Here is a 26,549-nt window from a genome sequence, read left to right on the forward strand (position 1 = left end):
GCCGGACATGACCAGGCGAGCGCCATGCGCCCGCCCTGTTAGCAAGAAGAAGGTTAAAAATGGAGTTCAGTACGCTGGATCAGATCTTTTTGCAGCGGTTTACCCAGTTCAACAAAGTAGGCGCTGTACCCCGCCACGCGCACTAGCATATCTTTGTAGTCTTCCGGTTTTTTCTGCGCCGCGCGCATGGTTGCCGAACTCATAATATTGAACTGGACGTGCATGGCCTGTTTGGCGATGTACTCATCAATAAAGCTCACCAGCGTATCCCGCCCTTCGACACCCGCGACCGCTTCCTGCGGGAAGCGCAGATTCATCAGCGTGCCATTGGTGGCCAGGCTGTGATCGACCTTGGTCAGCGAGTTGACCAGCGCCGTCGGCCCGCAAATATCATGAGAGCCACCGTCGGTGTGTACCGGCCCCATATTGTCGGAGATAGGTTCGAATTTCTTACGACCATCAACAGAGGCATTGGTATTGAGTCCCATTCCTACGTTGGCGTTAACAGAGTAGACGCCCGGGCTGAACTCACCGCCGCGCGGCGTTTTCCTGCCACTGATATGGCGGCAATAGCATTCGAACATGAATTTAAACAGCTCATCGGCATAGTCGATATCATTGCCATAGTGATGCACTTTAGAGCTGTTCACCAGCGCATACAGTTTTTCATGCCCTACCCAGTTATCCTTCACCGCCTGCAGCAGCTGTGCGCCGGTATAGCGCTTCTCGTCAAACACCAGTTGTTTGATCGTCGCCAGGCTGTCGGCGCAGGTCGCCATCCCCGCCGCCTGCGGCGCGATACCGTTATATTTCGCCCCGCCTTCGGTTAAATCTTTGCCCGAGGCCACGCAGTCTTCATAAAAGGCGGAGACATAAGGCACGGGCTTCAGCGCCCGGTGCGCGCTGTCGATAATGTTCAGGCTACTGCACATTTGATCGGTCCAGTATTCGAACTGCTTGTCGACGCTCGCCAGCACCTCATCAAAACTCTGGTAGGTGTCGAGGCTGCCCGTATCCGGCCCCAGTTGCTCTCCGGTGCTCAAGCTGCGTCCGCCGTTGACCACCATCTCCATCATCTTCGGGGTGTTGACATAGGCAACATCATGCCAGCCATACTCCTTACCGGCCAGGTCAAGCTCGACGCAGCCCACGACGCAATAGTCACGCGCCTCTTCCAGCGTCATCCCCTTACGCATCATGCCCTTTATCGACGGCGCATCATTGAAGATTTTCGGATGCCCATAGCCTGCACGAATACATTCAACGGTCTTAATTTTCAGCTCGTAAGGCGTATTTTCATGCATTCGCACACACACCCACGGGTTCATCATCCGCGTATGCGCCGACCCTTCCAGCATCAGCATGGTGAGATCATTAGTGGCGTCATTACCGTCCCGGTCAACGCCGCCCAGAGTCAGACTCTCGCCACCAAAGCCACGACCGTTACGCACGGCCACGGTACCTTTGTCTTTCAGCTTGGTTGGATTGTTCATTTTGACGTACTGGACTTCAATTAGCTCCAGCGCAAATTCTTTGCTGATGGTGTTGTTCTTCATGTCGGCTTCGTACCACGGGTATAACCACTGGTCCATGCGACCGTAGGAGATAGAGTGGCCGTTGCTCTCAATCTGAATCAGCGAGGTAGCGAAATTGAAAAGCTGTAGCGCCTGCCAGAACGTTTGCGGTGCGCCGCCGGCAATCTGCTCGCAGTTACGCGACATGGTTTCCAGCTCATTTTTGCGTTGAGGATTGGCCTCTTTTTGCGCATATTCCTGCGCCAGGCGGGCATAACGCAGAATGTATTTCTTCGCAGCTTCCAGTTCGATAATCATCGCCTGGTAGAAATCGCGCTTGTCGCCATATTCCGGATCGCGCTTACTCAATTTTTGCAGGCCAGCCTGAGCGTTGGCGATCAGCCCGTTGTAACCCAGTTTCATCAGACAGGCATAATCAATCGCCAGATGCCCGGCACCAGCATAGTGATAAAGGTTGGTCTGGAAAATTTTTTCACCGACTTCAGAACCTTTAATTTGATCTTGTTCCAGCCGGCAATTGATCAGGTCATCAACCGTTTTCCCCTGCCAGTAGCGACATAGTTCAACAATTTCCTGCCGTTCTTCGTCATTGCGGATATAGAATTGATCGTTAGCGCGTTCTTCAAACGGTGAATGCAGAATCTCGTCAATAATCCAGTTGACGGAAAATTCCGGGTAGATCGGTGAGGCTTTGGCCGGAGCAGCAATTTCTCCGAGGATTAAATCCTCGTCATAAATATGCAGCGTGGTGTTTAGCAGAATATTCTCAAACGCATATGCACATTTTAACTTACTCGGCGCATGCTCATGCTTTTTGTACGCCTCGGTAATCAGGCGTAGACGCTCGACGTCAATGTCATAAGGTCTGTCGAGGAATGTCTGGCGCAGTCGGTTAACTCGCGGATACGGTGACCAATCCTCATGGTGTACCTGATACCCCAGGCTGTAGGTTTTATCATAAGGCTGAGTACCGCTTGCGGTGGTATGATTCTCTTTCATAAAAAGTATTCCATTTAAGGTTTAAATTAAATATTGGCTATTTTTCTTTTGTCCCCACCACGCAATGAATGCCGCGCTGGTTAAAATATTCGGCTAACGTCTGGACATGCTTCTGAAAGGCCCGGCGATTAAATTTTAGAGTTTGCATTTTATATGGCAGGCCTAATGACTGATATTTTTCTTCGCCCAGTCGCATAAAACTTAGCAACTGTAGGGTACGAACTTGCCCATTCATTTCATTGAGAATAAAGTCAGCAGTATTTTTCGCATTATCCGTATCATCATTACCCCCCGGAACAACCGGAATGCGAAGAATAATTTCACGCTGTATACTAGCGAGTTTTTTTAGATTAGAGAGGATTTTATTGTTTGACGCGCGGGTATATTTTTTATGAACCACTGGGTCCATATGTTTAATATCAGAGATGATGATATCGGTATATGGTAAAACCGCACTGACTTTTTTCCATTCCACAAATAAAGAGGACTCGAGGCAGGTTTGAATCCCCTCCTGCTTACAGGCTTTAAAGAGTTCAACGACAAACTCTGTCTGCAGTAGCGGTTCGCCACCGGAGACAGTCACCCCGCCCCCCGAGCGATCATAGTAACCTTTATCCTTACGGATCAGTTGCATACACTCGTCTACCGTCATGGGCTTACCCCATAGTTTAATGGCATCCGATGGACACGCGTCCTGGCAGGCCAGACAGTGAGAACATTGCGCCCGATTAATCGCGGTAAGCTTTCCGCGCGTAAAATCTAATACATTATTTTCAGGGCACACATCAGCGCAAGTGCCACATTTCTTTGCAGAGATACATTTCGTTTTATAAATGCCCAGTTGCACATAAGGCATCAGGCTTTCAGGGTTGCTACACCATTCGCAGCGTAACGGGCAACCTTTGAAAAACAATTCAGTCCGCATTCCTGGTCCATCATGAATGGTGAAGCGCTGAATATTAAAAATAATAGCCTGGAGTGGTAACGGATTCATACCTGCCTTCCCGAACGTTCATCTCTGGCGTTCCTGCTGGCAAATACTTAAAATGCCGCCAGGGACTTTTGCTATAACCCAATAAATACAGGGTAACGCAAAATAAATGTGTCAAGGAAGCGGCTATTCTCACTATTTTACTAGGGAGTTCTCCCTATTTTTTAGCGCCCTCTCTCTCTTTATCCTCAAACCATTTGTAGAGTTGAAACCGACTATTTACACCGCATTTAATATAAATATTTTGAATGTGTTTCTTAACGGTGTGATAACTTATTACCAGCTCGTCGGCAATCGCCTGGTAAGTCAGCCCATTATACATCAGAGTGGCCACTTTCTGTTCTGCCTGAGTCAACGGTAGCTTGACGCCAGAATAATCAACAGCTTTATCATCACCTTTTTGCGAAATGGTGATCCAATGATAGGTATCGACAATGCCATTAGAGTAGCTCTGATCATAAGTGTAGATTTTGAAAATATAGTTCTTAATTATTCGCGTCTGCACACGATTTGCCGCAGAACTGTCATTTTCACTGCCGAGTAAAAAAGGTAACCAGTTACAGGGCTTACTACTACTTATCTGCTCGGCAATTGTCGTACCGAGAATGTCCTTCAGGTACTCCTGGGCCAGGTCATTCGAACTCATAATATGCATAAAATCATCGGTAACCAGGTAAGCCCGTTCTCCTGAAGAGATAATTTCATTCTGGATATTTGAAACAATGCGAATCTGTTCATGTTTTTTGAAGTTTTTATATGAATTAGCAACATACACATATATTCTATTTAATAACTCTATTTCCTCATTACTAAAATCTCCGGCGTCTAACGTCTTGAAAAAGGCCACCTGAATATAGGCGTTAATTCCGAAGGCCATCGTTACGCTATAATGCTGCTGGAAATTCTCTTCGAGAAAGCGCACATAGCCAGAATGCTCATAGTCAATAGCGCCAATGACATCAGTGGACTTATACAAACGGGGGATAACGTTAAAATAGGTGAGCTGATCAACCACCGCTTCCTGATGGATGACGTGGCGAACGATATCATTAGCCACGAACTTTCGGTACGGATGGTCTACACTGTCTGGCATCACTCCGTTCCAGTTAACCCATGAAAGAAATTTACCTTGTGTATCAAAATATGAAATAAGTATTTTCTTGAAGCCGAAATTTCGCTCAATTGCGTCGATTAAAACGCTGCTAAAAAATTCACGCGCTGAAATTTGTCGCTCTGACATTTCAGAGAAAAATCGCATTTGATCTGCGCCTTGGTAACCCATGGCTATTCCCTTTATAAAATATGGCATTCATTTCAGATTAATCAAAAGCAAAGTTATTGCGCAATCATTTTTTTAAACAAAAGCTGAACATCGTGGTTAGATCACAATGAATCAGCTTTTGCCTTGTAATGTTTCGCGTCAAGAAAATGACATGTTAAATAAAACGCAGTTTGTTACAACGCTTTTTTATAAAGTTCAATAATATCATTTAACGTTGTTTGTCTTGGATTCACAATTACGTTACCGCTTTTCATCGCATCTCTTGCCATCTCATTGATCATGTCGGCCTTAACACCTACATCTGATAAACAATCAGGAATGCCGCAATCCTTATTTAATTTACGCACGGCATCAACCAGATCCTGCGGCTTAAATCCAGACGAAAATTTATTTTCCTGGCAGATATAATTGTAGATTTTTTGATAACGCCCCTTATCCGCCAGCGCGTTATATTCCAGTACCGTTGGCAACAAAACCGCGTTCGCCACGCCGTGTGGAACGTGGAAAAAAGCGCTTACCGGATGACTCATCGCATGGACGTTACCCAACCTCGCCCAGGCAAATGCGATACCGGCGAAAGTACTGCCCGCCATCATATCGCAAGCCGCAGCAGTATCCCGGCGGTTAGCGATAAAGGCGCGTAGGCTACCACCGATAAGTTGCATTGCCTTTTCCGCCATCGCATCGGTGAACGGCGAGGCATTAACGGAAAGATAGGCTTCTATCGCATGAATTAATGCATCAATCCCGCATGCCGCGGCAATCGAAGCCGGCGCGGTCATAATCAGTTCAGGGTCCAGCAGCGCGTATTTCGGTAAAATCTCGTAACTTATCACCGATAGCTTATAGTTACGCGCTTCGTCGGTGATAACGGATGAGGCTGTCACCTCGCTACCGGTGCCTGCGGTGGTCGGAATCGCAATCATCGGCACAATGGGGCCGGGAACGTTATTGCTACCTTCATAGTCGGTGATCTTGCCGCCGTAGTTTGCGAGTACGCCGACCGCTTTGCCGACATCCATCGCACTGCCGCCGCCCAGCGCCACGATACTGGTTGCGCCACACTGCAGATAATCTGCGGTAGCCTGATTAACGATATCCACGGTCGGGTTCGGCAACACGTCGAGCCATAAGGTGCAACGAATGCCAGACTGAACAATGATGTCTTCCACCCGTTTGACAACCCCTAAACCTTCCAGGCCGCGATCGGAAATCAAAAAAACATGCTCAGAATGATTCTCGCTCAGAATGGAAGGTAGTTTGTTTAAACTGCCAACGCCAAATTCAATATTCTGTGGAATCTTAAAGTTAAAGCTGTTCATTACGTTCCCTTCCCCTCTTTTTACTTTGCATAATCAGTAAGATAACTAAACACATGCCACCATTTCAGGCATGCGTAACCCACGGCGACGACCATCACCATGTGCACGATGGCCATCACCAGCCCGCCTTTGAACATTTTTCTTGCATCGAGACCATAGGCCACCGGGATGGCGCGTATGCTAATCGGCAGCATGAATTCCGCGTTAAACGCCATCACGGTAATGAACCAGTATGGAATGGGGTTTAACCCCAGCTTACTGGTAAAGCCCAGCACGATAGGTAACACCACCGCCGCTGAGGCCGTGGAGTTTGTCGTTTCCGAAAGTAAACGGGCCAACAGGGTGAATACCACGAGGGTCAACAGGCCGCCATCAAGAGACAGATGAGTAATCAGGCTGGCAATGCCTGCGCTGGCACCGGAATCATTAACCATATTGCCTAATGCCAGCCCACCACCAAACAGCAGCAGCATCCCCCACATGGTCTCTTTTTCCGCCCGCTCCCACGTCAGGAGCGGTCCATTCTTCGCCGAAGTGAGCACGAAACAGAGTCCGCCCAGGATGAGGTAGAGATAAGCCGGGGAAAGCGCAGGCAGCGTCGCGGCATAAAGGGGACGCGTGAACGCGCCAAGCAGCCCGGTTAAAAAAAGCACGGCGCAGATTTTTTCATCCCGCGTCATTGGCCCCAGCTGTCGGTACTGCTGCTGAAACCATGCTCGCGTGCCATCCAGCCTTTTCACCTGCATCGGCATCAGTAGCATGCAGCCAAGGCTCACCAGCGAGATAAGCACGAAGAACGGCAGCAGGCGTATCAGCCAATCGACATACATAAACTCGTGGCCGATTTTGCTTTCGAGTATTGAAATAGCAGCCAGATTCATGGCTCCGCCAAGCGGGCTGCCAACGCCGCCGATGCCACCTCCCCAGCCGATTGCCAGTAGGATAGGTACTGCGGGTTTACAAGAAGGAATGTCTTTGTAACCCGACGCGGTGAGCATCGCCACGGCGATTGGCGTAAATAACGCGCAAACCATCACATTGGGGAAAATCGTGGACGTAATAATGCTGGCCAAAAACCAAACGGTAACCTGCGACTTCATGGACGGCCCGATCAATGAAAGCACTTTCAACGCCACACGGCGGTCAAGGCCAACGCTCGCCCACGGTAGACAGAGCAGTCCCGAACCGAGAATCAGTATGATGCTATCGGAGAAGTATTGCCGCGTGATGCCCTCCATCGGGATGATGTTAAACAACGCATTCATCACAATGGGCAGTAAACTCGTGACGGCGACATGCACCGGACGAGTCACCCACCACAGGATCATCCACAGCAAAACGCCTACAGATTGGGCACCTGATAGCGTAAGACTTGATGAAAATAGCAACGCCGAAACGGCAAAAATAGAAGGGCCAGACAAAATGACAATGAAACGCTGTGAGTTATTCATCACCGACTCTCTGTTCATTCGCTCGCAGCCTAAACGATTCAGCTTGTTGGGTAAAAAAAATGCCCAATGAGCAATGGTTATTCCCTGATTTGGCATCAGGATACGCAGCTAGCGTAACCATTAAAAACCAAACAAATCCTTATATATCAGGACGGTAACAAAAACGAAGCCGTGATAAAAGCAGGTGTTCTCACTATTTGTCATAGGGAATATTCCCTATTTGGCGAAAAACATGCGCAAGGTCACCTTAAGGTCGCAAACCGACAAAGGGAGTGAAAGGGAATGAACAAAGAAGAGAAGACGGCGGATCAACGACCCGCCGAAATGATTATTTTGTGTTACGCAGCACCTGCAGACAACGCTTAAGCTGGCCGTCCAATGGCGCTTCTACGCGCATCATTTCCCCCGTCCCCGGATGAGTGAATTTCAGCGCCGCCGCGTGCAGGAACAGACGATTCAGCCCGGTGCCTGCCAGCTGTTTGTCAAACTCGCGGTCGCCGTAGCGATCATCAAAGGCAATCGGGTGGCCCGCATGCTGCGTGTGGACACGGATCTGGTGCGTACGGCCGGTTACCGGGCTACACCGTACCAGAGTGGCGAAGGCATAGCGCTCTTCCACCTTAAATCGCGTTTCCGACGGCTTGCCTTCCTGGCTGACGCGAACAATGCGCTCGCCGCTCTGTAAAATGTTTTTCAGCAGCGGTGCCTGTACCGCCTTCACGTGCGACTGCCACTGCCCGCGCACCAGCGCCAGATAGTCTTTCTGCATCCCCTTCTCACGCAGCTGTTCATGCAGTGAACGCAGCGCCGAGCGCTTCTTCGCCACCAGCAGCACGCCGGATGTATCGCGGTCGAGACGGTGAACCAGCTCCAGGAAGCGCGCTTCCGGACGCAGAGCACGCAGCCCTTCAATCACCCCAAAACTTAAGCCGCTGCCGCCGTGCACCGCAGTACCGGAAGGTTTATTCAGCACGAGGATGTGGTCGTCTTCGTACAGGATCACATCGCTCAGCGCGGCCACTTTTTGCAGATGCGGCGATACCGCGTCTTCTTCACGTTCGGCCACGCGCACCGGCGGGATACGCACTTCATCACCGGCTTCCAGCTTGTATTCCGGCTTGATGCGTTTTTTATTCACCCGCACCTCGCCCTTACGCAAGATGCGATAAATCATGCTCTTCGGCACGCCCTTCAGTTGGGTGCGCAAAAAGTTATCGATTCGTTGCCCGGCTTCGTCAGCGCTGATGGCAACCATTTTTACGGTCGGAGTCTCAGTTTTCATGGTGCGCGATTCTAAATATCCCGGCTCATTAGCGCCACTCATTTTTCTGTGCTTATATTTAACATCATCAGATCTCATCTGGTTTACATGATGTTGTTGTGGTTGTTATTAGAACAATCTGACACTGGAGTGAAGAAACTGTGAGTAACCGTGTGATAAAAGGTAAAAGCCAGCTTGCTATAATAAGGTTAGCAATGGAATAATGATGCAGTTTTCCGTGTTGAATCTTGTTAAGACAAGGAATTTTGCGGAATTACCAGTTTTGTCTGTCCGGTCATCAACGCAGCAATGGCGTAAGACGTATTGACCTTTCAGACAGTTAGCGGGCTACGGGTTGTAGTCCTTACCGGTAAATGGAATCGTCCCTGGAGAGTTTTCCCAGGCTGTTTCCCAGTTAATTGCGCTGTATTTCCGTATGAAAGACAGGCAACCGACACTCTGCGCCTCTTAAGCGAGCGACAACCGTGAGGTTGGCGACGTGAACAGACACGAGGCCATCGGTCATCCCCGGAAAGGCAATACTCTGCCCGTAGCTTAGTCGTCAATGTAAGAATAATGAGTAAGTTACGATGAAAAGAATGTTAATCAACGCAACTCAGCAGGAAGAGTTGCGCGTCGCCCTTGTTGATGGGCAGCGCCTGTACGACCTGGATATCGAAAGCCCAGGCCACGAACAGAAAAAAGCGAACATCTACAAAGGTAAAATTACCCGTATTGAACCGAGTCTTGAAGCTGCTTTTGTTGACTACGGCGCTGAAAGACACGGTTTCCTCCCCCTCAAAGAAATCGCTCGCGAGTATTTTCCTGCCGGTTATAACGCCCATGGTCGTCCAAACATTAAAGATGTGTTGCGCGAAGGCCAGGAAGTCATTGTTCAGATCGATAAAGAAGAGCGCGGTAATAAAGGCGCAGCGCTGACGACTTTTATCAGTCTGGCGGGCAGCTACCTGGTGCTGATGCCAAATAACCCGCGTGCGGGTGGCATTTCGCGTCGCATCGAAGGTGATGACCGTACCGAACTTAAAGAGGCGCTGGCAAGCCTTGAGCTGCCGGACGGTATGGGCCTCATTGTGCGTACTGCGGGCGTCGGCAAATCTGCCGAAGCGTTGCAGTGGGATTTGAGCTTCCGCCTCAAGCACTGGGAAGCCATCAAAAAAGCCGCAGAAAGCCGCCCTGCCCCGTTCCTGATCCATCAGGAAAGTAACGTGATCGTGCGCGCCTTCCGTGATTATTTGCGTCAGGACATTGGCGAAATCCTGATTGATAACCCGAAAGTGATGGAGATGGCGCGTCAGCATATCTCTGCGCTGGGTCGTCCGGATTTCAGTAGCAAAATCAAACTGTACACCGGTGAAATCCCGCTGTTCAGCCATTATCAGATAGAATCGCAGATTGAATCCGCCTTCCAGCGTGAAGTGCGTCTGCCTTCCGGCGGTTCGATTGTTATCGACTCCACAGAAGCACTGACGGCCATTGATATCAACTCCGCTCGCGCCACCCGCGGCGGCGATATCGAAGAAACCGCATTTAACACCAACCTTGAAGCGGCTGATGAAATCGCCCGCCAGCTGCGTCTGCGTGACCTCGGCGGCCTTATCGTCATCGACTTTATCGACATGACCCCGGTCCGCCACCAGCGCGCGGTAGAAAACCGCCTGCGTGAAGCGGTGCGCCAGGATCGCGCGCGTATTCAAATCAGTCATATTTCCCGTTTCGGCCTGCTCGAAATGTCGCGTCAGCGCCTGAGTCCGTCACTGGGCGAGTCCAGCCATCACGTTTGCCCACGCTGTAGCGGTACCGGCACCGTGCGTGATAACGAATCGCTGTCGCTGTCGATCCTGCGCCTGATTGAAGAAGAAGCGCTGAAAGAAAATACTCAGGAAGTGCACGCCATTGTGCCGGTGCCGATTGCCTCTTACCTGCTGAACGAAAAACGTAACGCGGTTAACGCCATCGAAACTCGCCAGGGTGGCGTGCGCTGTGTGATCGTGCCAAACGATCAGATGGAAACCCCGCACTACTCGGTGCTGCGCGTGCGTAAAGGCGAAGAAACGCCGATGCTCAGCTATTTGCTGCCGAAATTGCACGAAGAAGCGATGGCCCTGCCGTCTGAAGAAGACACACCTGAGCGTAAACGTCCTGAACAACCAGCGCTGGCAACCTTTGCAATGCCAGACGTCCCGCCTGCACCACCGGTTTCAGAAGAACCGGTGAAAGCCGCGCCTGCACCACAAGCTGCGCCAGCCACCGTTCAGACCGCTGAGGGCCCGGGGCTCTTCTCACGCTTTATGAGCGCGCTGAAGAAAATGTTTGCCGGTGAAGAAGAGGCTAAACCGGTTGAACAGCCACCGGTCAAGGTAGAAGAGAAACAGGAACGTTCGCAGGAGCGTCGTAAGCCGCGGCAGAATAACCGTCGCGATCGTAACGACCGTAACGAACGTCGCGACAATCGTAACGAGCGCAACAACGACAGCAGCGAGACGCGTGAAGATAACCGTCGCAACCGCCGTGAAAAACCGCAGAATGCAGAGGCACGGGACGCTCGCCAGACTGTGGTAAATGACGAGGCCGATAAAGCCAAAGTACGTGACGAGCAGCAGCCACGCCGCGAGCGCAACCGTCGCCGTAATGACGAAAAGCGTCAGAACCAGCAGGATGTGAAAGCGCTTAATCGTGAAGAGCAGCCGTCTCAGGATGTCGAGCAGGAAGAACGCGCTCAAACGATGCCGCGCCGTAAACAGCGTCAGCTTAATCAGAAAGTACGCTTTACGACGGCCCCGGAGGCAATTGATACCGTTGAACAGTCGCCTGTCGTCACTGAGCAGCCTTCGATCGCCGCAGAGCCTGCACAAAGCGCACCGATTCAACGCACCGAACTGGCTAAAATCGATCTGCCAGCGGTAGTGGATACCCCGACTGAGCAACAAGACGACAATGGTGATAGCGGTGATAACCGCGATAATAACGGCATGCCGCGTCGCTCTCGCCGTTCGCCGCGTCATCTGCGCGTCAGCGGCCAGCGTCGTCGTCGTTATCGTGATGAGCGTTACCCAACTCAGTCGCCAATGCCATTAACCGTCGCCTGTGCTTCGCCAGAAATGGCATCAGGTAAAGTATGGATTCGCTATCCGGTAGCTCGTCCTCAGGAAACCGAGGTTGAACAGCAGCAAGAAACAGCGCCTATCGTTGCCGAAGTTGAGCAGGCGATCGTGGCTGTTATCGAAGAAACGCAGGCACAAGCGAAAGCAGAAGCTGTGGTAGACGTTGCTGAGCCGAATGTTCAGGTAAGCGAACCGCAGAATCCGCAGATCGAAACCTCTCATCCCGAGGTGATTGCCGCGCCGGTTGACGAGCAGCCACAGCTGATTGCCGATGCCGATGAAGCGGTGGCACAAGAAACGGCAGCGGCAGCAACGCCTGTCGAACCGGTTGCTGAAGAAACCGATGAGGTGGTTGCGCCTGCGCAGGTGATTTCAGCACAGGAAGAGCCTGTTGCGTCAGAAACGGAGGCGCCTGCGGCACCAGCACCAATCGCTGAGCCAGCGCCTGTCGCTGCACCGTCCGTTGAAGTGGCTGAGCCTGTTCAGGCCCCTGAATCGCAAGAGAGGGTCAAGCCAGTGCCTGCTGCTCAACCTGCTCCCGCCTCTGTGGTGACCAGCGCCGAGCCGAAAGCGGTTCATAGCCACGCAACCGCGCCGATGACCCGCGCCCCTGCGCCAGAGTATGTTCCGGAAGCGCCGCGTCAGAGCGACTGGCAACGCCCGGCATTTGCCTTTGACGGTAAAGGTGCCGCGGGAGGACACAGCGCCACCCACCATGCCACGGCCGCGCCAACGCGACCGCAGTCCGCGGAGTAAAATGCAAAGCCGACCTCAGGGTCGGCTTTTTACTGGTTTGTTTTTATTCCCCCTGCGCAAGACGCATGCCCGCGACCCGGGGCATAACCTCGCGCATCAGCTGTAAAAACTTACGCAGCCGCGTCGGGTAATAACGCGACCACGGATATACCAGATGTACCGGCAACGCGCCAGCCTGCCACGAGGGGATGACCTCGACCAGCCTGCCTGCGGCGAGATCCTCTTCCACTACCCAACGTGATACCAGCGCCAGCCCCAACCCGGCGAGGGCGGTATTACGCGCCACATACAGGCTGTCCGTACTTAGCCGCGGCTGAATGGCAATCATCTTATGCTCCCCGCTGTCCACGTGCGTCAGAAGGATCTCGTGCTGATAGAAGGTGCTAATCGCCACCCATGGCAGGGCTGACATCTGCTCCGGACAGGTAATATGCGCATAGCGTGCCAGCAGCGCAGGCGCGGCCACCAGGCTGCGCGGGACTTCAGCGAGCAACACCGAGACGGTAGCGGGGTCTTTCTCTGCACCAACCCGGATCGCACAATCAATATCGTCGCTGAGAAAATCGACGGTTTTATCATTTAACATCCACTCCACCGCCAGGCCAGGATAGCGCTGAAGAAAATTCACCAGCGGAGTTAACAACTGCTGCTGCCCAAATGCATGGGGCGCACGTACTTTCAGCACCCCTACCGGCTCGTCTTCTGCGGTGTGGAGATCATCCTCCAGCGCCAGCCAGGCATCAATCACCCTTTTGGCATGCTGATAACAACGCTCACCATCATCGGTCAATTTCATGGCGTGGGTGGAGCGCAGGATGAGTTTTGTTCCCAGCAGACGTTCGAGTGACTGTAAACGGCGGCTGACGGTAGCCTGGGTGGTGGCTAACTGGGCCGCTGCCGCCGATAACGATCCCGCTTCAACAATACGCACCAGCGTTCGCATCAGCTCCACCCGGTCTATACGCTCATTTTTTTTCATAGCAAATCTTACATACGCCAAACGTATAACCGTTTTACCATTTGCCCTACTACCGCGCCATCCGCTCATCATGAAAAATACGCCTGAACGTAATTGAGGACACTCTGATGAAAGCACCGTCATTGCCCCAGGCCACTACTGGCTGGATGATTTTTATACTTGCTCTCGGCGCGGGCTTTAGCGTCGCGGCTATTTACTATTCGCAACCTCTGCTCCCGCTGATGGGCACCAGCCTTATACTGAGCGTTGACGGCATGGGGCTGGTGCCGACACTGACACAGACAGGGTATGCGCTGGGGATACTGTTCCTGCTGCCGCTGGGCGATCGGTATGACCGACGGAGATTGATCCTGCTTAAAAGCGCGGCGCTGGCGCTACTGCTTTTACTGTGCAGCCTGAGCAACGGGTTCCACGAATTGTTAATAGTCAGCCTGCTGATTGGTATGGCGGCCACGATGGCCCAGGATATTGTCCCGGCGGCGGCAATCCTCGCACCTGCAGGTAAACAAGGGAAAATGGTCGGTACGGTGATGACCGGACTGCTGCTGGGGATCTTACTGTCACGTACCGTCAGCGGTCTGGTTGGCGCGGCTTTTGGCTGGCGGACGATGTATCAGGTCGCAGCGGCAATCGTGGCACTGACTGGCGGGCTGTTATGGAAAGTATTGCCACGCTTTGGTAGTCATTCAACGCTCAGCTATCCGGCGTTACTGCACTCAATGGCACAACTGTGGCAACGTTATCCGACGTTACGCCGCGCGGCGCTGGCGCAGGGCGCGCTTTCTGTCGCGTTCAGCGCCTTCTGGTCCACGCTTGCCATCATGCTGTTTACGCAGTATCACATGGGCAGCGCCGTGGCGGGCAGCTTTGGTATCGCCGGGGCGGCAGGCGCGCTGGCTGCCCCGCTGGCGGGCGGGCTGGCGGATAAAATTGGCGCGGCAAAGGTGACTCAGTTAGGGGCGCTGCTGGTCACACTCTCTTTCGCGCTGATGTTTTTCCTGCCGGCCTTGCCGGTTCACGGTCAACTGGCGCTGATCGCACTGTCGGCGGTGGGCTTTGATTTAGGATTACAGTCCAGCCTCGTGGCGCACCAGAATCTGGTCTATAGTCTGGAGCCGCAGGCACGTGGTCGCCTGAACGCCTTGCTGTTTACCGTCGTGTTCATTGGTATGGCGCTGGGATCGGTGCTGGGAAGTCAATTATACTCGCGGGCAGGCTGGACGGGCGTGGTTGAACTGGCAACGGCGATGGGTGCTGTCGCTCTGGTGATACGGCTGGTGGCGAACCGTGATGCCACTCACCCTGCCCGGGCGGCAGAATAAAAAACGCTCCGGCATGCCGGAGCGGTAATAACTATTTATTCATCTGGAACAACGACATGCCCTGCATGTCGCTGAAGGTTTTGTAAGAAGCCTGAAGCGCGGCCTGCTGCATCATGTAAGACGAAATGGCCGCATTCCAGTCCACATCCACCAGGTCGCTCATCTGCTGCGCCTGGGCGACGGTGCGATCGTCCCCCAGCGCATTCAGTGAATCCAGCTCGTTAAGCTGGGTGCCAAGCTCCGCGCGCACGCTGAGCACGTTGTTGAGCGCGTTTTTCAGACCACGGTTAGTCTTATCAACCGCCGCCTGCGACTCGGCCTGCGCCTCGTCATCGTCCGCGACCGGCGTTTTGAGGGCGGCAATGGCGCTGTCCAGCATGGCAAAAACGTTTTTCTCTGATGCGCTTCCGTCAGGTTCCGCGACCGCATTACTGGTCAGGCTGGCAAAAACCTGGGTTCCGGTATGACCGATAACCATTGAACGCGCGGAGTCCACCTGCTGCGTCACGCTGGTGCTACCTCCCGAGTAACTGCCATCCGTCTGTGAAAACGGTGCTTTGTCGGTATTATAACCGGCAAAAATATAGCGTCCGTTACCATCGGTGGAGTTTGCCAGGTTCAGGATCTGGTCACGTATCCCCTGCAAATCCGTCGCCAGCGAGGCGCGGTCATCATCGCTTAATGTGCCGTTCCCGGCGTTGACGATCTTTTCCTGTGCGCTCTGGATGGCTTTAGTGACCTGGTCAAGCGTGCTTTCTTCCAGCGACACGCGCTGGGTAGCGAAGGTCCGCGCCAGACCATACTGGCTATTTTGCGCCTGCGCCTGTGAAACCACTACCGCCTGCGACGCGGCAATCGGATCGTCTGAGGGTCGGGTCACCCGTTTACCGGTAGAGATTTGCTCACCATACTTCAGCCATTCGGTCTGCGAACTGGAGATGCCGCGCATATTCTGCTCGTACATCATTTGGGTACTAACACGCATTGTTTATCGTCCCCTTAGCGCATGTTGAGGAGCGCATCGAACAACGTCGAGGCGGTCTGCATTACCTGCGCATTCGCCAGATAATACTGCTGATAACGCTGCAGGTTGCCGTATTCTTCATCGAGGTTAACCCCGGAAATAGACTGCTGCTGATTACTTAGCTGCGTTACGACGTTCGTCTGGGTGGTGCTGCTGGTCTTAAGCGTTGAGGTCTTATTACCGATGTCACTGACCAGCGTGGCATACGCGTCGTTAAAGGTTTTGCTGCCGCCGACCTTCTTCGCATTCTGTAAATCCAGCAGTGCCTGACCGTTACGGTTATCACTTTCACCGCTGTTATCATCATCCAGGCCCATGGCAATTTTAGCCGGATCTTTAATCACGGTGCTCATATTGACGATGGCATCGCTGACCGGTTTCACCACAAAGCTATCGTCTTTTGCACTGCTGCCGCTGACGGTGACTTTCAGGCCATCGAAGTTAAGCGAGTTATCGCTCTTGTCCAGCGTGGCGGTGAATGAGGTATTATCGGCAAGGCGAGTGACCTGCCAGTTTGTTCCGTCGTAAGCCACTTTATAGTCAGTGGCCTGTACGCTGGTGCTGTCGCTTACCGCAGCGCGCAGTTCTGCATTACCGGTATTACGGCTGTTACTGACCACTGCCGGTTTACCGATGTTAAAGAAATCACCGCCTGCATCGCCGTTAGCATCAATGCCCTTCGCATGCTGCTGATTGAAGGCATCGGCAAAGGTCAGCGCCATCTGATTAAGCGTATTGCGCGTCTGGTCCAGATCCTGTGAGCGGAAGGTCAGCATGCCGCCGAGAGAACCGCTGGTCAGCAACTTCTCGGGGATTTCAATTTTTCCGGCAGTCGGGTCAACATACGCCACCGTGGTACGCGACGGATCGGCGCTGGACGGTACGGCTGCTAGCTGACGCGCCGTAGAACCCTGCACCAGCGTATAGCCGTTCGCCATCGTGATGTTGTATGTGCCGCTGTCCTGGACGCTTACCTCTACGCCGACCACTTTATTAAGTTCGGAAACCAGCTGGTCGCGTTGATCGAGTAGATCGTTAGGCGACGTCCCGCCACCAACGCCGGACAGCCGCGAAATCTGATCGTTAAGATTGGCGATCTGCTTACTGTAGTTGTTGATCTGCTCAACGCTGGAGCCAACGGCAATATTGACCTGCTTATCCTGATCGCGCAGATACTGATCGGTCACTTTAAACTGATTGACCAACCCGTCGGCTTTGCCGATAACAGCCTGACGCGCCGAGGGATCTTCCGCGTTGCTCACCAGCGTCTGCATGGAAGAGAAGAAGTTTTGCAAGGTAGTCGAAAGCGTATTGGTGCTGCTTGAGAGCATGTCATCAATTTTCGACATCTGCTCATAGCGCGTAGTCAGTCCGGCGCTCTGATTCTGTGCAGAACGTAGCTGGTTAGTGATAAAGGCATCATATTCACGTTGCACGCCGGTGACATTCGCCCCGTTACCAATCCAGCCGCCTGCACCCAGAGTGCTGTTCGCCTGGGCAAATACCGTCGTTTGACGGGTATAGCCCGCAACGTTATAGCTGGAAATATTATTACTGACGGTATTAAGCGCGGCCTGCGCTGCGCTAAGCCCGCTCATGGCGCTGTTAATCAAACTGGACATGGAGGTTCCTTTTACACTTTCAGACATGAGTCCCGCTAACAGTTATCGGCAGGACGCCGTTGAACTTGAGTCGTTTCAGAACAGATTTTCGAGATCGTTGCCGTAGGCTTTGCTGACTTTATCGCTCATGGCTTTCATTTGCTGGATCATATTGGTGAGCTTACGAGCATATGCGGGATCGGTAGCATAACCCGCATTCTGCAAGGCCTGCGCGCCTTGCTCGGCGCTGGACGCCGTCGTCACCGCCGCATAGCGCGGGTTGCGGGTCAGCAGTCCCACATAATCAGAAAGCGCTTCCAGATAAGAGCTGTACACGCGGAACTTCGCTTTCACTTTTTTCGCCACGCCGTTCTCAAACTCGGTGGTGGTAATTTCGGTGACCGGCCCTTTCCAGCCGGAAGAGGCCTTCACACCAAACAGGTTAAAGCTCGGTTCACCGTTTTCGCGTTTGATCTGCCGCTGGCCCCAGCCTGATTCCAGCGCGGCCTGGGCAAGAATAAGATGATGAGGAATACCGCTTTGCTCACTCGCCAGACGCGCAGGCAGGGAAAGCTGCGCCAGAAAATCTTTACTGTCGCCGGAGAGCGCGGTATCGGTAGATTCCGGCACTTTCGGCAACGCTTTACGCACCATCTGCGTCAGCGTCTGATTTTGATAGCTGGTCACCGTTTCAAGGTCAAAACGCATCGGCGTCTGTGTGGGTTGCTCTGACGGCTGGGATTGCCCGGCCGCCAGTTGTTTAACCATCATCTCCGCCAGGCCCAGTCCTTTTCCTGCGGTCATCTGCTGGGCGATTTGCTGATCGTACATACTGGTGTAAAGACGCGTTTGGTCGCTGCCAAACAGCCCATCCTTCGGCAGTGCATCACGCATACTTTTCAGCATCATCTGCACGAACATGCCTTCGACCTGACGCGCCACCGGCTTCAGGTTCGCCTGCGGGTCCTGGCCGGTTTTGTTTTTCAGCTCGTTCAACGATTGTGCATCCCACGCCGCGCTGGAGAGCAGTTTGCTATCGCTTAGCATCAGATGATTTCCACTTTTGCCCGCAGGCAGCCCGCGCTTTGCATTGACTGCAGAATGGACATCAGTTCCATTGGCGTTGCGCCCAGGGCGTTAAGTCCTCTTACCACACTATTCAGGTTGGCGCTGGAGTTGACGCTCTGCAGCGATCCGCCGCTCTGACGCAAATCGATTTGCGTTTGCGGAGTCACCACCGTCTGACCGCCGCCAAACGGCGTATCCGGTTGGCTGACGTTCGCCTGACGGTTCACTGTTACGGACAAATTACCCTGTGCAACGGCACAGCTATCCAGCGTCACTTCCCGGTTCATCACCACCGACCCGGTGCGGGAGTTGATGATCACTTTGGCATCCTGCGGCGTAACGTTAACCATCATATTCTGAATGTCTGCCAGCGCACGGACCTGAGAACTGTTGCTCGCCGGAACGCGAACCTGCACGGTACGCGCGTCCAGCGCGGTAGCGCCGTAGCCGCCGTTACGGTTGATGGTATCCGCTACCTGCTGCGCCAGGGTAAAGTCTTCTTCATTAAGTTGAAGGTTAATGGTGTTACCCGAGCCGAACTGGGTCGGGATTTCGCGCTCGATCACCGCCCCGCCGGTAATTCGCCCACCGTTGAGTTGGTTCACCTGTACACTACTACCGCCAGCAGACGCGCCTGCGCCGCCGACCAGAATATTGCCCTGCGCCAGGGCGTAAACCTGATTGTCCACCCCTTTCATCGGGGTCATCAGCAGCGTGCCGCCGCGCAGGCTTTTGGCGTTGCCCATTGAGGAAACCACAATATCAATCGCCTGCCCCTGACGGCCAAACGGCGGGTATTTCGCCGTCACCATTACCGCCGCCACGTTTTTGAGCTGCATATTGGTGCCCGCCGGGACGGTAATGCCCATCTGTGAGAGCATGTTATTCAGGCTTTGAGTGGTAAACGGCGTTTGCGTAGTCTGGTCGCCCGTGCCGTCCAGCCCCACCACCAGCCCATAGCCGATCAGGGAGTTATCGCGCACGCCCTGCACGCTGGTCAGGTCGCGAATACGCTCGGCCTGCGCAGCACCGGCAATAAGGATCAGCGCAATGCCAATCAGGGATTTAAACATAGCCACCTCGCTTACATCGGCGATAAGTTAAGGAAGAAACGCTGGAGCCAGCCCATATTCTGCGCTTCGTTGATATAGCCGTTGCCGACATATTCAATGCGCGCATCTGCCACCTGGGTTGACGACACGGAGTTACTGCCGCTGATGGTGCGCGGGTTGACGACGCCGGAAAAGCGGATGAACTCAGTACCCTGATTAATCGCGATCTGTTTTTCACCCACTACGTGTAAGTTACCGTTGACCAGCACCTGATCCACCGTCACCGTCAGCGTGCCGCTAAAGGTGTTGCTGGCATTAGCCCCGCCTTTGCCGTTGAAAGTATTGCCGCCGGAGGTATCAACATCCGCACGGGCATTGCCAAACAGTCCTTGCAGGTAACGCGGGGTGGTATCAAAGCCAAAGTTGGTTTTACCGTCGCGGCTGGCGTTCGCCGACGAGCTTTTGCTCGCGCTGACGTTCTCCTGAAGCACAATGGTCAGAGTATCGCCGATATTACGCGGACGACGGTCTTCGAACAGCGGCTGATAACCATAGTTCACCGGCTGCGCCGACTGAAAAATAGAACCGTTGGCGACCGGCAATGGTCCGGGAACAGGCTGTGCTGTCGTTGCGCCCTGCACCAGCGGCGTCGAGGGGATCAGAGCACATCCGTTCAGGGACATTGCCAGAACAGCCAGAAGTGAATAATGGTACGCCGCGTATTTTTGCATTGCTTTCATCTTTAAAATCAGAGCGCCGACGTGACAGTGTCACATCGGCTACCTCTTAGAGTTGCGTCAGTTTTTGCAGCATCTGGTCGGTCGTCGACACGGCCTTACTGTTGATTTCATACGCGCGCTGAACCTGGATCATGCTGACCAGCTCTTCCGCCACGTTGACGTTTGAGGTTTCAACATAGCCCTGATACAACAGCCCTGCGCCATTCAGGCCCGGCGTGCTTTCATTTGGCGTTCCGGAGGATTGCGTTTCGGCATACAAATTCTCACCCAGGCTTTCCAGACCGCTGTCATTCATAAAGGTAGTCAGGTTAAGCTGCCCCACCTGTACGGGTGCCGCCTGGCCCTGCTGCGTCACGCTGACCACGCCATCGCGCCCGATAGTAATGCTCAGGGTATTGGCCGGAATGGTAATTGCTGGCTGGACCTGAAAACCGCCCGCCGTCACCAGTTGCCCGTTCTGGTCGACCTGAAACGAGCCGTCGCGGGTGTAAGCCGAGGTACCGTCCGGCAGCATCACCTGGAAGAAGCCCTGGCCTTTGATCGCAACATCTTTACTGTTGTCGGTCTGTGAAAGGTTGCCCTGGCTGTGCAGACGCTCGGTGACGACCGGACGCACGCCGGTGCCGATCTGTAAACCTGACGGTAACGTCGTCTGCTCAGAGGACTGTGCCCCCGGCTGGCGAATGGTCTGGTACAGCAAATCTTCAAAAACGGCACGCTGGCGCTTAAAACCATTGGTGCTGACGTTTGCCAGGTTGTTGGCGATAACGTCCATATTGGTTTGCTGCGCATCGAGGCCGGTTTTCGCGATCCATAAAGAACTGTTCATAGATATCCTGCTATTAGGTCATTGACAGCAACTGGTTAGCCCGCTGCGCGTTTTCATCCACGCTGCTGATAACCTTCATCTGCATTTCAAAACGTCGCGCGCTGGCGATCATATCGGTCATCGCCGCCACGGGTTTCACGTTACTGCCTTCCAGCACGCCGGACATGACCCGGATCGTGGCATCGGCCTGCAGTGTGGCTCCGCGCGTTTCCTGTGCCTGCTGGGTCAGACGGAACATTCCGTCATCGCCGCGCTGCACCTCGTTCCCGTCGGCTTTTACCAGTTTTAGCTTACCAACCGGCGCGATGGTATTGGCAGGATCGCCCGGATTGAGGGCGGAAAGCGTACCGTCGGCCGCGATGGTGATCTCGGCCCCTTCCGGCACCACAATCGGACCAGCTTCGCCAATCACCGGGTGGCCCTGGATAGTCAATTGCCCCGTCGGACTCACCTGAAGATTACCGTTGCGGGTATACCCTTCCCCACCATCCGCGGTTTGCACCGTCAGCCAGCCCTCTTCCTGCACGGCGACGTCCAGCGGACGCGAGGTATAATCCATTTGGCCGGGCGTCATATCCGCCCCCGGCGTGGACTCGGTCACCAGCGTACGGGTATCAAGAGACAACCCGGTCACCGGCACCGCGCGCAGGGCGTTTAGCTGGGCGCGAAAGCCTGGCGTGGACGCGTTAGCGAGGTTGCTGGCGGTAACCGACTGCTGATTCATGGTCTGGCTGGCAGCGCCCATCGCGGTATATATTGCGTGATCCATTAAGCTATCCCGTCAGGCGCTTAGCGCAGGTTAACCAGCGTGTTGAGGATCTGATCCTGGGTTTTGATGGTCTGCGCGTTAGACTGATAGTTACGCTGGGCGACAATCATATTCACCAGTTCTTTACTCAAATCGACGTTGGACGCTTCCAGCGCACCGTTGGTCAGCGTACCAAAGTTACCGCTGTTGGCAGTACCCAGCAGCGCAACGCCGGAAGCCTGAGTCGCAGCCCAAATATTATCGCCCTGAGAGGCCAGTCCTTCGTTATTGGCAAAGTTAGCCAGCACGATCTGCCCCAGCACCTGCGACTGTTCATTGGAATAATTACCGACTACGGTGCCGTCATCGTTAATCTGATAACTCACCAGGTCGCCCGGCTTATAGCCATTCTGCGAGCTGGCAACGACGTTATTCGCGCCGGTGTTCTGCTGCATAGAGTCAAAGAAACTCAGCGCAAAGGTCGCCGGGGTGGCACCGTTCATGGCACCGGTAGTAACGTTGATCTGCGGCTGCGCATTGGCGTTCCCGTTAAGCACACCATTGGCATCGTAATCGTAAACCCCTTCCAGTTGACCGTTGTTATCAAAATTCATCTGTGCTGCTTTGGTCACTGGCGCATCTGCTACGCTGGAATCCTGGGTCCACACATCCCATTTATTTTCCGCTGTTTTCACGTAATACACGTTAACGTCATGGGCGTTACCCTGAGTATCAAAAACGGTGATAGCAGCTTTTTTGTTGTAGGTATCAGCGTCGCTGGCGCTGAAGGTCGTTTTTGCAGGCACCGCATCCGAAGAGTTCAGGTTGATTTGCATGGCTGCTGTGGTGGTGGTTTTGGCCGACATCAGCGTATTAGGAATAGAAATGCCGGTCGGGTTTGCGCCCTGCTGCACGGTCGGCGGTGTGCCGGTTGCCGGATAACCCGTTAACTGCAAACCCTGCATGTTCACCAGATTCCGGTTTTCATCCAGTTTGAACTGACCGTTGCGACTGTAGTAAACCGAACCATTACTGTCGACCAGACGGAAAAAACCGTTCTGGCTTATCGCCACGTCCAGTCCGCGACCGGTATTGGTGGTCGTACCGTCGTTAAAGTCCTGGGTGATGCCCGCCACTTTTACGCCCAGACCGACTTTAGAGCCGGCGAACATATCGGCAAACGACGCCGTGCTCGACTTAAAGCCATAGGTGGCGGAGTTGGCGATGTTGTTGCCAATGACATCGAGGTTGGAGGCCGCAGCGTTCAGGCCGCTAACCGCTTGAGAAAAGGCCATAACTTACTCCTGATTAAATAATCTGCCGAACTTCGTCGAGTGTGGTGGTGCCGTAGGTACCGAGATCCAGCAGGCTGCCGTTTTCGCCACGCGTCACGCCCTGAACCAGTGCGAATTGCAGCGGCTGTGCCACTAGCTGCGTTGCGCCGTTACTGGCAGCAATGCTGACGTTATACGATCCTTCCGGTGCCGCGGTGCCATCGGTGGCGGTGCCGTCCCAGCTAAAGGTATGGACGCCAGCGGTTAATGCGCCAATATCGATAGTGCGCACGACTTTGCCGCTCTTATCGGTGATCGTGGCGGTGACGTTATCTGCTGCCTGCTGAAGTTCTACCCCAAACGGCGTGGTGGTGCTGTTGCCGGAAAGTACGGTGGTGCCAGGGATCATTACGCCGTGATCGATAAGCGTTGAAGCCTGTAAAGACTGATTGTTATCAATTTGCCCGGAAATGGAGCCCAGCGTGGTATTGAGCTTTTCAATGCCGCTGACGGTGCTGATTTGCGCCAGTTGGGTGGTCAGCTCGTTATTTTCCATCGGGTTGGTCGGGTCCTGATTTTTTAACTGCGCTACCAGCAGGGTTAAAAAGCTGCTTTGCAGATCGGAAGCGCTGTTACCCGTCACCGTGCTGGTGCTGGTTTTACTGCTGGTGGAACTGACGCCCGTATTCGTGGGATCATTTAGATTGACAGCGATAGACATTGATCTCTCCTTTATTGTCCGAGCGTCAGGGTTTTCAGCATCATGCTTTTTACGGTATTCAGGACTTCAACGTTTGCCTGGTAGCTGCGTGACGCGGACATGGTGTTAACCATCTCCCCGACCACATCCACGTTAGGCATCCGCACGTAGCCCTGGGCGTTAGCCAGCGGATTTCCGGGTTCATAAACCAGTTTGTCCGCCGCCTGGCTTTCAATTACGCTGGCGACTTTCACACCGCCAGTCGCGGCACCCGCCTGCGCATCTACCTGAAAAACCACCTGCTTTGCGCGGTAAGGTTCGCCGTCAGGCCCGGTTACGCTGTCGGCGTTCGCCAGGTTACTGGCTGCCACATTAAGTCGCTGCGACTGCGCAGTAAGCGCAGACCCCGCGACGTCAAAAATATTCAGTAACGCCATGGATTAGTTCCCCTGAAGCACGCTCATCATGCTTTTGATTTGCCCGCCTAATACCGTCAGCCCGGTCTGATATTGCAGGCTGTTATCGGCAAACTGTGTCCGTTCCCGATCCATATCGACGGTATTACCATCCAGCGAAGGCTGATCGGGAATGCGATACATCAGGTCAACAGCGGGGGCAGAAAGGGTCTGGGCAGGAATATGGCGTGTCGACGTCACCGCCAGTTGCATCCCGGATGTTTCCGCACGCCCACGCTCCATGACTTTATTGAGTTCACTGGCAAAATCCAGGTCGCGCGCCTGATACCCAGGGGTATCCGCATTGGCAATGTTGGCCGCCAGGACTTCCTGACGCTGCGCCCGTAAGTTCAGCGCTTCCTGCTGGAAGCGTAACGCGGCGTCGAGTCTATCGAGCATATCTCCTCCGCTGATGGCAAAATTTCAGCCAGTAGCTTAATTCTCCTTGCGCGCGCGTTATCGACGGAATAAACGCATAATGCGTCGCTATTTGTTGCGTTGATAGACCGCGACAACGGGTAAAATCCTTTCATTCCCGAACAGACTGGAGTTTGCTATGTCTGCGCTAAAAGGCACCCTGACGGCCACGTTGCTACTCCTTTGTCCACTGGCAAAGGCGCAGGACCTTAATGGCCAACTGTCGGCATTTTTTGCCCAGCGTCTGGCAGGCTTTAGTGATGAGGTCGTGGTGAAGGTCAAAACGGCAAGTAATTTGTTACCGCAATGTGAGCAACCCGCGCTGAGCGTTCAGGGCAATGCCAAACTGTGGGGCAATGTGAATGTGCTGGCCCAATGTGGGCGCGAGAAGCGTTATATTCAGGTGATGGTTCAGGCGACCGGTAATTATGTGGTTGCCGCCGCGCCGCTTGCTCGAGGCAGTGCGCTGACGCCAGTAAGCGTGGCGCTAAAACGCGGCCGTCTCGATCAGTTACCCCCACGCACCTTGCTGGATATTAACCAGGCTCAGGATGCAGTAGTGTTACGCGATCTGGCGGCAGGGCAGCCTGTTCAGCAATTTATGTTGCGCCAGTCGTGGCGAGTTAAAGCCGGGCAACGTGTGCAGGTGATCGCCAGTGGAGAAGGTTTTAGCGTTAACAGTGAAGGTCAGGCATTAAATAATGCGGCCATCGCCCAAAATGCCAGGGTGCGGATGTCATCAGGTCAGGTGGTAAGCGGCGTGGTGAATGCAGATGGGAATGTTCTCATTAACCTATAATCTTTTTAAAGAAATTACGACCGTTGCCGATAATTAGTTAACAATTAATGATAGATGGCAGCAGCACCATAACCTCGGTGAGGATAACAGAATGAGCATTGATCGTACATCGTCCCTGAAGCCAGTGAGCACCGTTCAGCCTCGCGAAGCCAGCGAGATTAGCACGCCAAAAGCACGCGCGGAGAAATCAACGACCGCGAACAGCACCAGCGTTACGCTAAGCGACGCTCAGGCGAAACTGACGCAGGCGGGCAAAGATGACATCAACGTTGAACGCGTCGAAGCGCTGAAAACGGCTATTCGTAATGGCGAACTAAAGATGGATACCGGCAAAATTGCCGACGCGTTAATCCGTGAAGCACAGAGTGATTTGCAGAGTAAATAACCGTATGAGTCGTCTGCCAGAAATACTGGACCAAATGACCGTCACCCTTAACGCGCTTAAAGACGTTATGGATGCCGAACAGCAGCAGCTTTCCGTTGGCAGCGTCAATGGCAGCGCATTACAACGTATCACTGAGCAAAAAAGTTCGCTGCTGGCGACGCTCGATTATCTGGAAAGTCAACGTCGTCATGAACAGGATGCGCAGCGTAGCGCTAATGATGATGTTGCCGATCGCTTGCAGAGCATTACCGAAAAAACGCTGCGCCTGCGCGAGTTAAACCAGCACAATGGCTGGCTGCTTGAAGGGCAGATCGTGCGTAACCAGCAGGCGCTTGAGGTGCTTAAACCTCATCAGGAGCCCGGTCTGTATGGTGCTGATGGCCAGGCGTCTACGGCAAACCGGGGCGGGAAGAAAATCTCTATTTAAGCGCATCGGG

General features: G+C 53.6%; 23 protein-coding genes. 5 read left to right on the forward strand and 18 right to left on the reverse strand.

Going from position 1 to position 26,549, the window contains the following annotated elements:
- Positions 1-53: 53 nt before the first annotated feature.
- The 6 genes from hpfG to rluC all read right to left on the reverse strand — a co-directional run bounded on the left by hpfG (position 54) and on the right by rluC (position 8,862).
- Positions 54-2,534, reverse strand: coding sequence for a (2S)-3-sulfopropanediol dehydratase (hpfG, locus tag CHU32_RS21785; RefSeq protein WP_103678071.1), 2,481 nt, complete (start codon positions 2,532-2,534; stop codon positions 54-56).
- 37 nt (positions 2,535-2,571) lie between these two features.
- Complete coding sequence (gene hpfH, locus CHU32_RS21790) at positions 2,572-3,528, reverse strand: (2S)-3-sulfopropanediol dehydratase activating enzyme (RefSeq protein ID WP_103678072.1); 957 nt, start codon at positions 3,526-3,528, stop codon at positions 2,572-2,574.
- A gap of 154 nt (positions 3,529-3,682) precedes the next feature.
- Complete coding sequence (locus CHU32_RS21795; protein WP_103678073.1) at positions 3,683-4,807, reverse strand: helix-turn-helix transcriptional regulator; 1,125 nt, start codon at positions 4,805-4,807, stop codon at positions 3,683-3,685.
- Positions 4,808-4,980: 173 nt separating this feature from the next.
- A complete protein-coding gene (locus CHU32_RS21800; RefSeq protein ID WP_103678074.1) occupies positions 4,981-6,129 on the reverse strand; it encodes an iron-containing alcohol dehydrogenase in 1,149 nt (382 codons plus the stop codon).
- Positions 6,130-6,149: 20 nt separating this feature from the next.
- The gene (locus CHU32_RS21805) at positions 6,150-7,580 is read right to left on the reverse strand and encodes an SLC13 family permease (protein WP_103678075.1); all 1,431 of its coding nucleotides are present in this window, start codon (positions 7,578-7,580) and stop codon (positions 6,150-6,152) included.
- Between the two features lie 328 nt (positions 7,581-7,908).
- Complete coding sequence (gene rluC / locus CHU32_RS21810; RefSeq protein WP_176691703.1) at positions 7,909-8,862, reverse strand: 23S rRNA pseudouridine(955/2504/2580) synthase RluC; 954 nt, start codon at positions 8,860-8,862, stop codon at positions 7,909-7,911.
- A gap of 569 nt (positions 8,863-9,431) precedes the next feature.
- On the opposite strand from rluC, the gene rne reads away from it, so the two are divergent.
- Entirely contained in the window at positions 9,432-12,719 is a 3,288-nt protein-coding gene (rne, locus tag CHU32_RS21820; protein WP_103678077.1) for a ribonuclease E, read from the forward strand.
- 43 nt (positions 12,720-12,762) lie between these two features.
- Here rne and CHU32_RS21825 read toward each other — a convergent pair whose 3' ends face one another.
- Positions 12,763-13,698, reverse strand: coding sequence for a LysR family transcriptional regulator (locus CHU32_RS21825; protein ID WP_103678122.1), 936 nt, complete (start codon positions 13,696-13,698; stop codon positions 12,763-12,765).
- Between the two features lie 107 nt (positions 13,699-13,805).
- Here CHU32_RS21825 and CHU32_RS21830 point away from each other — a divergent pair, with 107 nt between their 5' ends.
- Complete coding sequence (locus CHU32_RS21830) at positions 13,806-15,020, forward strand: MFS transporter (protein WP_103678078.1); 1,215 nt, start codon at positions 13,806-13,808, stop codon at positions 15,018-15,020.
- 31 nt (positions 15,021-15,051) lie between these two features.
- On the opposite strand, the gene flgL is transcribed toward CHU32_RS21830, so the two are convergent.
- The 11 genes from flgL to flgB all read right to left on the reverse strand — a co-directional run bounded on the left by flgL (position 15,052) and on the right by flgB (position 24,910).
- Positions 15,052-16,005 (reverse strand): flagellar hook-associated protein FlgL, encoded by a 954-nt coding sequence (gene flgL / locus CHU32_RS21835; RefSeq protein WP_103678079.1) that lies wholly within the window; start codon positions 16,003-16,005, stop codon positions 15,052-15,054.
- A gap of 14 nt (positions 16,006-16,019) precedes the next feature.
- Positions 16,020-17,666, reverse strand: a complete 1,647-nt coding sequence (flgK, locus tag CHU32_RS21840) for a flagellar hook-associated protein FlgK (RefSeq protein ID WP_103678080.1) — start codon at positions 17,664-17,666, stop codon at positions 16,020-16,022.
- A 75-nt stretch (positions 17,667-17,741) separates the two neighbouring features.
- Positions 17,742-18,692 (reverse strand): flagellar assembly peptidoglycan hydrolase FlgJ, encoded by a 951-nt coding sequence (flgJ, locus tag CHU32_RS21845; protein ID WP_103678081.1) that lies wholly within the window; start codon positions 18,690-18,692, stop codon positions 17,742-17,744.
- The gene (locus tag CHU32_RS21850) at positions 18,692-19,786 is read right to left on the reverse strand and encodes a flagellar basal body P-ring protein FlgI (protein WP_103678082.1); all 1,095 of its coding nucleotides are present in this window, start codon (positions 19,784-19,786) and stop codon (positions 18,692-18,694) included. Before CHU32_RS21850 ends, flgJ begins: the two co-directional genes overlap by 1 nt.
- An 11-nt stretch (positions 19,787-19,797) precedes the next feature.
- Positions 19,798-20,496, reverse strand: a complete 699-nt coding sequence (locus tag CHU32_RS21855; protein WP_103678083.1) for a flagellar basal body L-ring protein FlgH — start codon at positions 20,494-20,496, stop codon at positions 19,798-19,800.
- A 55-nt stretch (positions 20,497-20,551) separates the two neighbouring features.
- The gene (gene flgG / locus CHU32_RS21860; protein WP_103678084.1) at positions 20,552-21,334 is read right to left on the reverse strand and encodes a flagellar basal-body rod protein FlgG; all 783 of its coding nucleotides are present in this window, start codon (positions 21,332-21,334) and stop codon (positions 20,552-20,554) included.
- A 13-nt stretch (positions 21,335-21,347) separates the two neighbouring features.
- Positions 21,348-22,103 carry a flagellar basal body rod protein FlgF gene (locus CHU32_RS21865; RefSeq protein ID WP_103678085.1) on the reverse strand — a complete coding sequence of 252 codons (756 nt, stop codon included), beginning with the start codon at positions 22,101-22,103 and terminating at the stop codon, positions 21,348-21,350.
- Positions 22,104-22,123: 20 nt separating this feature from the next.
- The gene (gene flgE, locus CHU32_RS21870) at positions 22,124-23,377 is read right to left on the reverse strand and encodes a flagellar hook protein FlgE (protein WP_103678086.1); all 1,254 of its coding nucleotides are present in this window, start codon (positions 23,375-23,377) and stop codon (positions 22,124-22,126) included.
- Between the two features lie 13 nt (positions 23,378-23,390).
- The gene (gene flgD / locus CHU32_RS21875; protein WP_103678087.1) at positions 23,391-24,077 is read right to left on the reverse strand and encodes a flagellar hook assembly protein FlgD; all 687 of its coding nucleotides are present in this window, start codon (positions 24,075-24,077) and stop codon (positions 23,391-23,393) included.
- An 11-nt stretch (positions 24,078-24,088) separates the two neighbouring features.
- The gene (gene flgC / locus CHU32_RS21880; RefSeq protein WP_103678088.1) at positions 24,089-24,493 is read right to left on the reverse strand and encodes a flagellar basal body rod protein FlgC; all 405 of its coding nucleotides are present in this window, start codon (positions 24,491-24,493) and stop codon (positions 24,089-24,091) included.
- A 3-nt stretch (positions 24,494-24,496) separates the two neighbouring features.
- Entirely contained in the window at positions 24,497-24,910 is a 414-nt protein-coding gene (gene flgB / locus CHU32_RS21885; protein WP_103678089.1) for a flagellar basal body rod protein FlgB, read from the reverse strand.
- Positions 24,911-25,067: 157 nt separating this feature from the next.
- On the opposite strand from flgB, the gene flgA reads away from it, so the two are divergent.
- From flgA to flgN, 3 genes are all read left to right on the forward strand, one after another.
- On the forward strand, positions 25,068-25,727 hold the full coding sequence (gene flgA, locus CHU32_RS21890; RefSeq protein ID WP_103678090.1) for a flagellar basal body P-ring formation chaperone FlgA: 660 nt from the start codon (positions 25,068-25,070) through the stop codon (positions 25,725-25,727).
- A 91-nt stretch (positions 25,728-25,818) separates the two neighbouring features.
- A complete protein-coding gene (flgM, locus tag CHU32_RS21895) occupies positions 25,819-26,112 on the forward strand; it encodes a flagellar biosynthesis anti-sigma factor FlgM (protein WP_103678091.1) in 294 nt (97 codons plus the stop codon).
- Positions 26,113-26,116: 4 nt separating this feature from the next.
- The gene (flgN, locus tag CHU32_RS21900) at positions 26,117-26,539 is read left to right on the forward strand and encodes a flagella biosynthesis chaperone FlgN (protein WP_103678092.1); all 423 of its coding nucleotides are present in this window, start codon (positions 26,117-26,119) and stop codon (positions 26,537-26,539) included.
- Positions 26,540-26,549: the final 10 nt, after the last annotated feature.

Source organism: Superficieibacter electus, assembly GCF_002915575.1.
In the GTDB taxonomy this organism is placed as follows: Bacteria; Pseudomonadota; Gammaproteobacteria; order Enterobacterales; family Enterobacteriaceae; genus Superficieibacter; species Superficieibacter electus.

What these genes read in the sequence shown, in the direction of transcription:
- CHU32_RS21800 (WP_103678074.1), bottom strand. Translation starts at nt 6,129, where the DNA reads ATGAACAGCTTTAACTTTAAGATTCCACAGAATATTGAATTTGGCGTT.
- flgG (WP_103678084.1), bottom strand. Translation starts at nt 21,334, where the DNA reads ATGAACAGTTCTTTATGGATCGCGAAAACCGGCCTCGATGCGCAGCAA.
- flgB (WP_103678089.1), bottom strand. Translation starts at nt 24,910, where the DNA reads ATGCTCGATAGACTCGACGCCGCGTTACGCTTCCAGCAGGAAGCGCTG.
- hpfG (WP_103678071.1), bottom strand. Translation starts at nt 2,534, where the DNA reads ATGAAAGAGAATCATACCACCGCAAGCGGTACTCAGCCTTATGATAAA.
- flgA (WP_103678090.1), top strand. Translation starts at nt 25,068, where the DNA reads ATGTCTGCGCTAAAAGGCACCCTGACGGCCACGTTGCTACTCCTTTGT.
- flgK (WP_103678080.1), bottom strand. Translation starts at nt 17,666, where the DNA reads ATGTCCAGTTTGATTAACAGCGCCATGAGCGGGCTTAGCGCAGCGCAG.
- CHU32_RS21795 (WP_103678073.1), bottom strand. Translation starts at nt 4,807, where the DNA reads ATGGGTTACCAAGGCGCAGATCAAATGCGATTTTTCTCTGAAATGTCA.
- hpfH (WP_103678072.1), bottom strand. Translation starts at nt 3,528, where the DNA reads ATGAATCCGTTACCACTCCAGGCTATTATTTTTAATATTCAGCGCTTC.
- CHU32_RS21830 (WP_103678078.1), top strand. Translation starts at nt 13,806, where the DNA reads ATGAAAGCACCGTCATTGCCCCAGGCCACTACTGGCTGGATGATTTTT.
- flgD (WP_103678087.1), bottom strand. Translation starts at nt 24,077, where the DNA reads ATGTCTATCGCTGTCAATCTAAATGATCCCACGAATACGGGCGTCAGT.
- CHU32_RS21855 (WP_103678083.1), bottom strand. Translation starts at nt 20,496, where the DNA reads ATGCAAAAATACGCGGCGTACCATTATTCACTTCTGGCTGTTCTGGCA.
- CHU32_RS21865 (WP_103678085.1), bottom strand. Translation starts at nt 22,103, where the DNA reads ATGGATCACGCAATATATACCGCGATGGGCGCTGCCAGCCAGACCATG.
- rluC (WP_176691703.1), bottom strand. Translation starts at nt 8,862, where the DNA reads ATGAAAACTGAGACTCCGACCGTAAAAATGGTTGCCATCAGCGCTGAC.
- CHU32_RS21825 (WP_103678122.1), bottom strand. Translation starts at nt 13,698, where the DNA reads ATGAAAAAAAATGAGCGTATAGACCGGGTGGAGCTGATGCGAACGCTG.
- flgN (WP_103678092.1), top strand. Translation starts at nt 26,117, where the DNA reads ATGAGTCGTCTGCCAGAAATACTGGACCAAATGACCGTCACCCTTAAC.
- CHU32_RS21850 (WP_103678082.1), bottom strand. Translation starts at nt 19,786, where the DNA reads ATGTTTAAATCCCTGATTGGCATTGCGCTGATCCTTATTGCCGGTGCT.
- flgM (WP_103678091.1), top strand. Translation starts at nt 25,819, where the DNA reads ATGAGCATTGATCGTACATCGTCCCTGAAGCCAGTGAGCACCGTTCAG.
- flgL (WP_103678079.1), bottom strand. Translation starts at nt 16,005, where the DNA reads ATGCGTGTTAGTACCCAAATGATGTACGAGCAGAATATGCGCGGCATC.
- flgC (WP_103678088.1), bottom strand. Translation starts at nt 24,493, where the DNA reads ATGGCGTTACTGAATATTTTTGACGTCGCGGGGTCTGCGCTTACTGCG.
- flgE (WP_103678086.1), bottom strand. Translation starts at nt 23,377, where the DNA reads ATGGCCTTTTCTCAAGCGGTTAGCGGCCTGAACGCTGCGGCCTCCAAC.
- flgJ (WP_103678081.1), bottom strand. Translation starts at nt 18,692, where the DNA reads ATGCTAAGCGATAGCAAACTGCTCTCCAGCGCGGCGTGGGATGCACAA.
- rne (WP_103678077.1), top strand. Translation starts at nt 9,432, where the DNA reads ATGAAAAGAATGTTAATCAACGCAACTCAGCAGGAAGAGTTGCGCGTC.
- CHU32_RS21805 (WP_103678075.1), bottom strand. Translation starts at nt 7,580, where the DNA reads ATGAATAACTCACAGCGTTTCATTGTCATTTTGTCTGGCCCTTCTATT.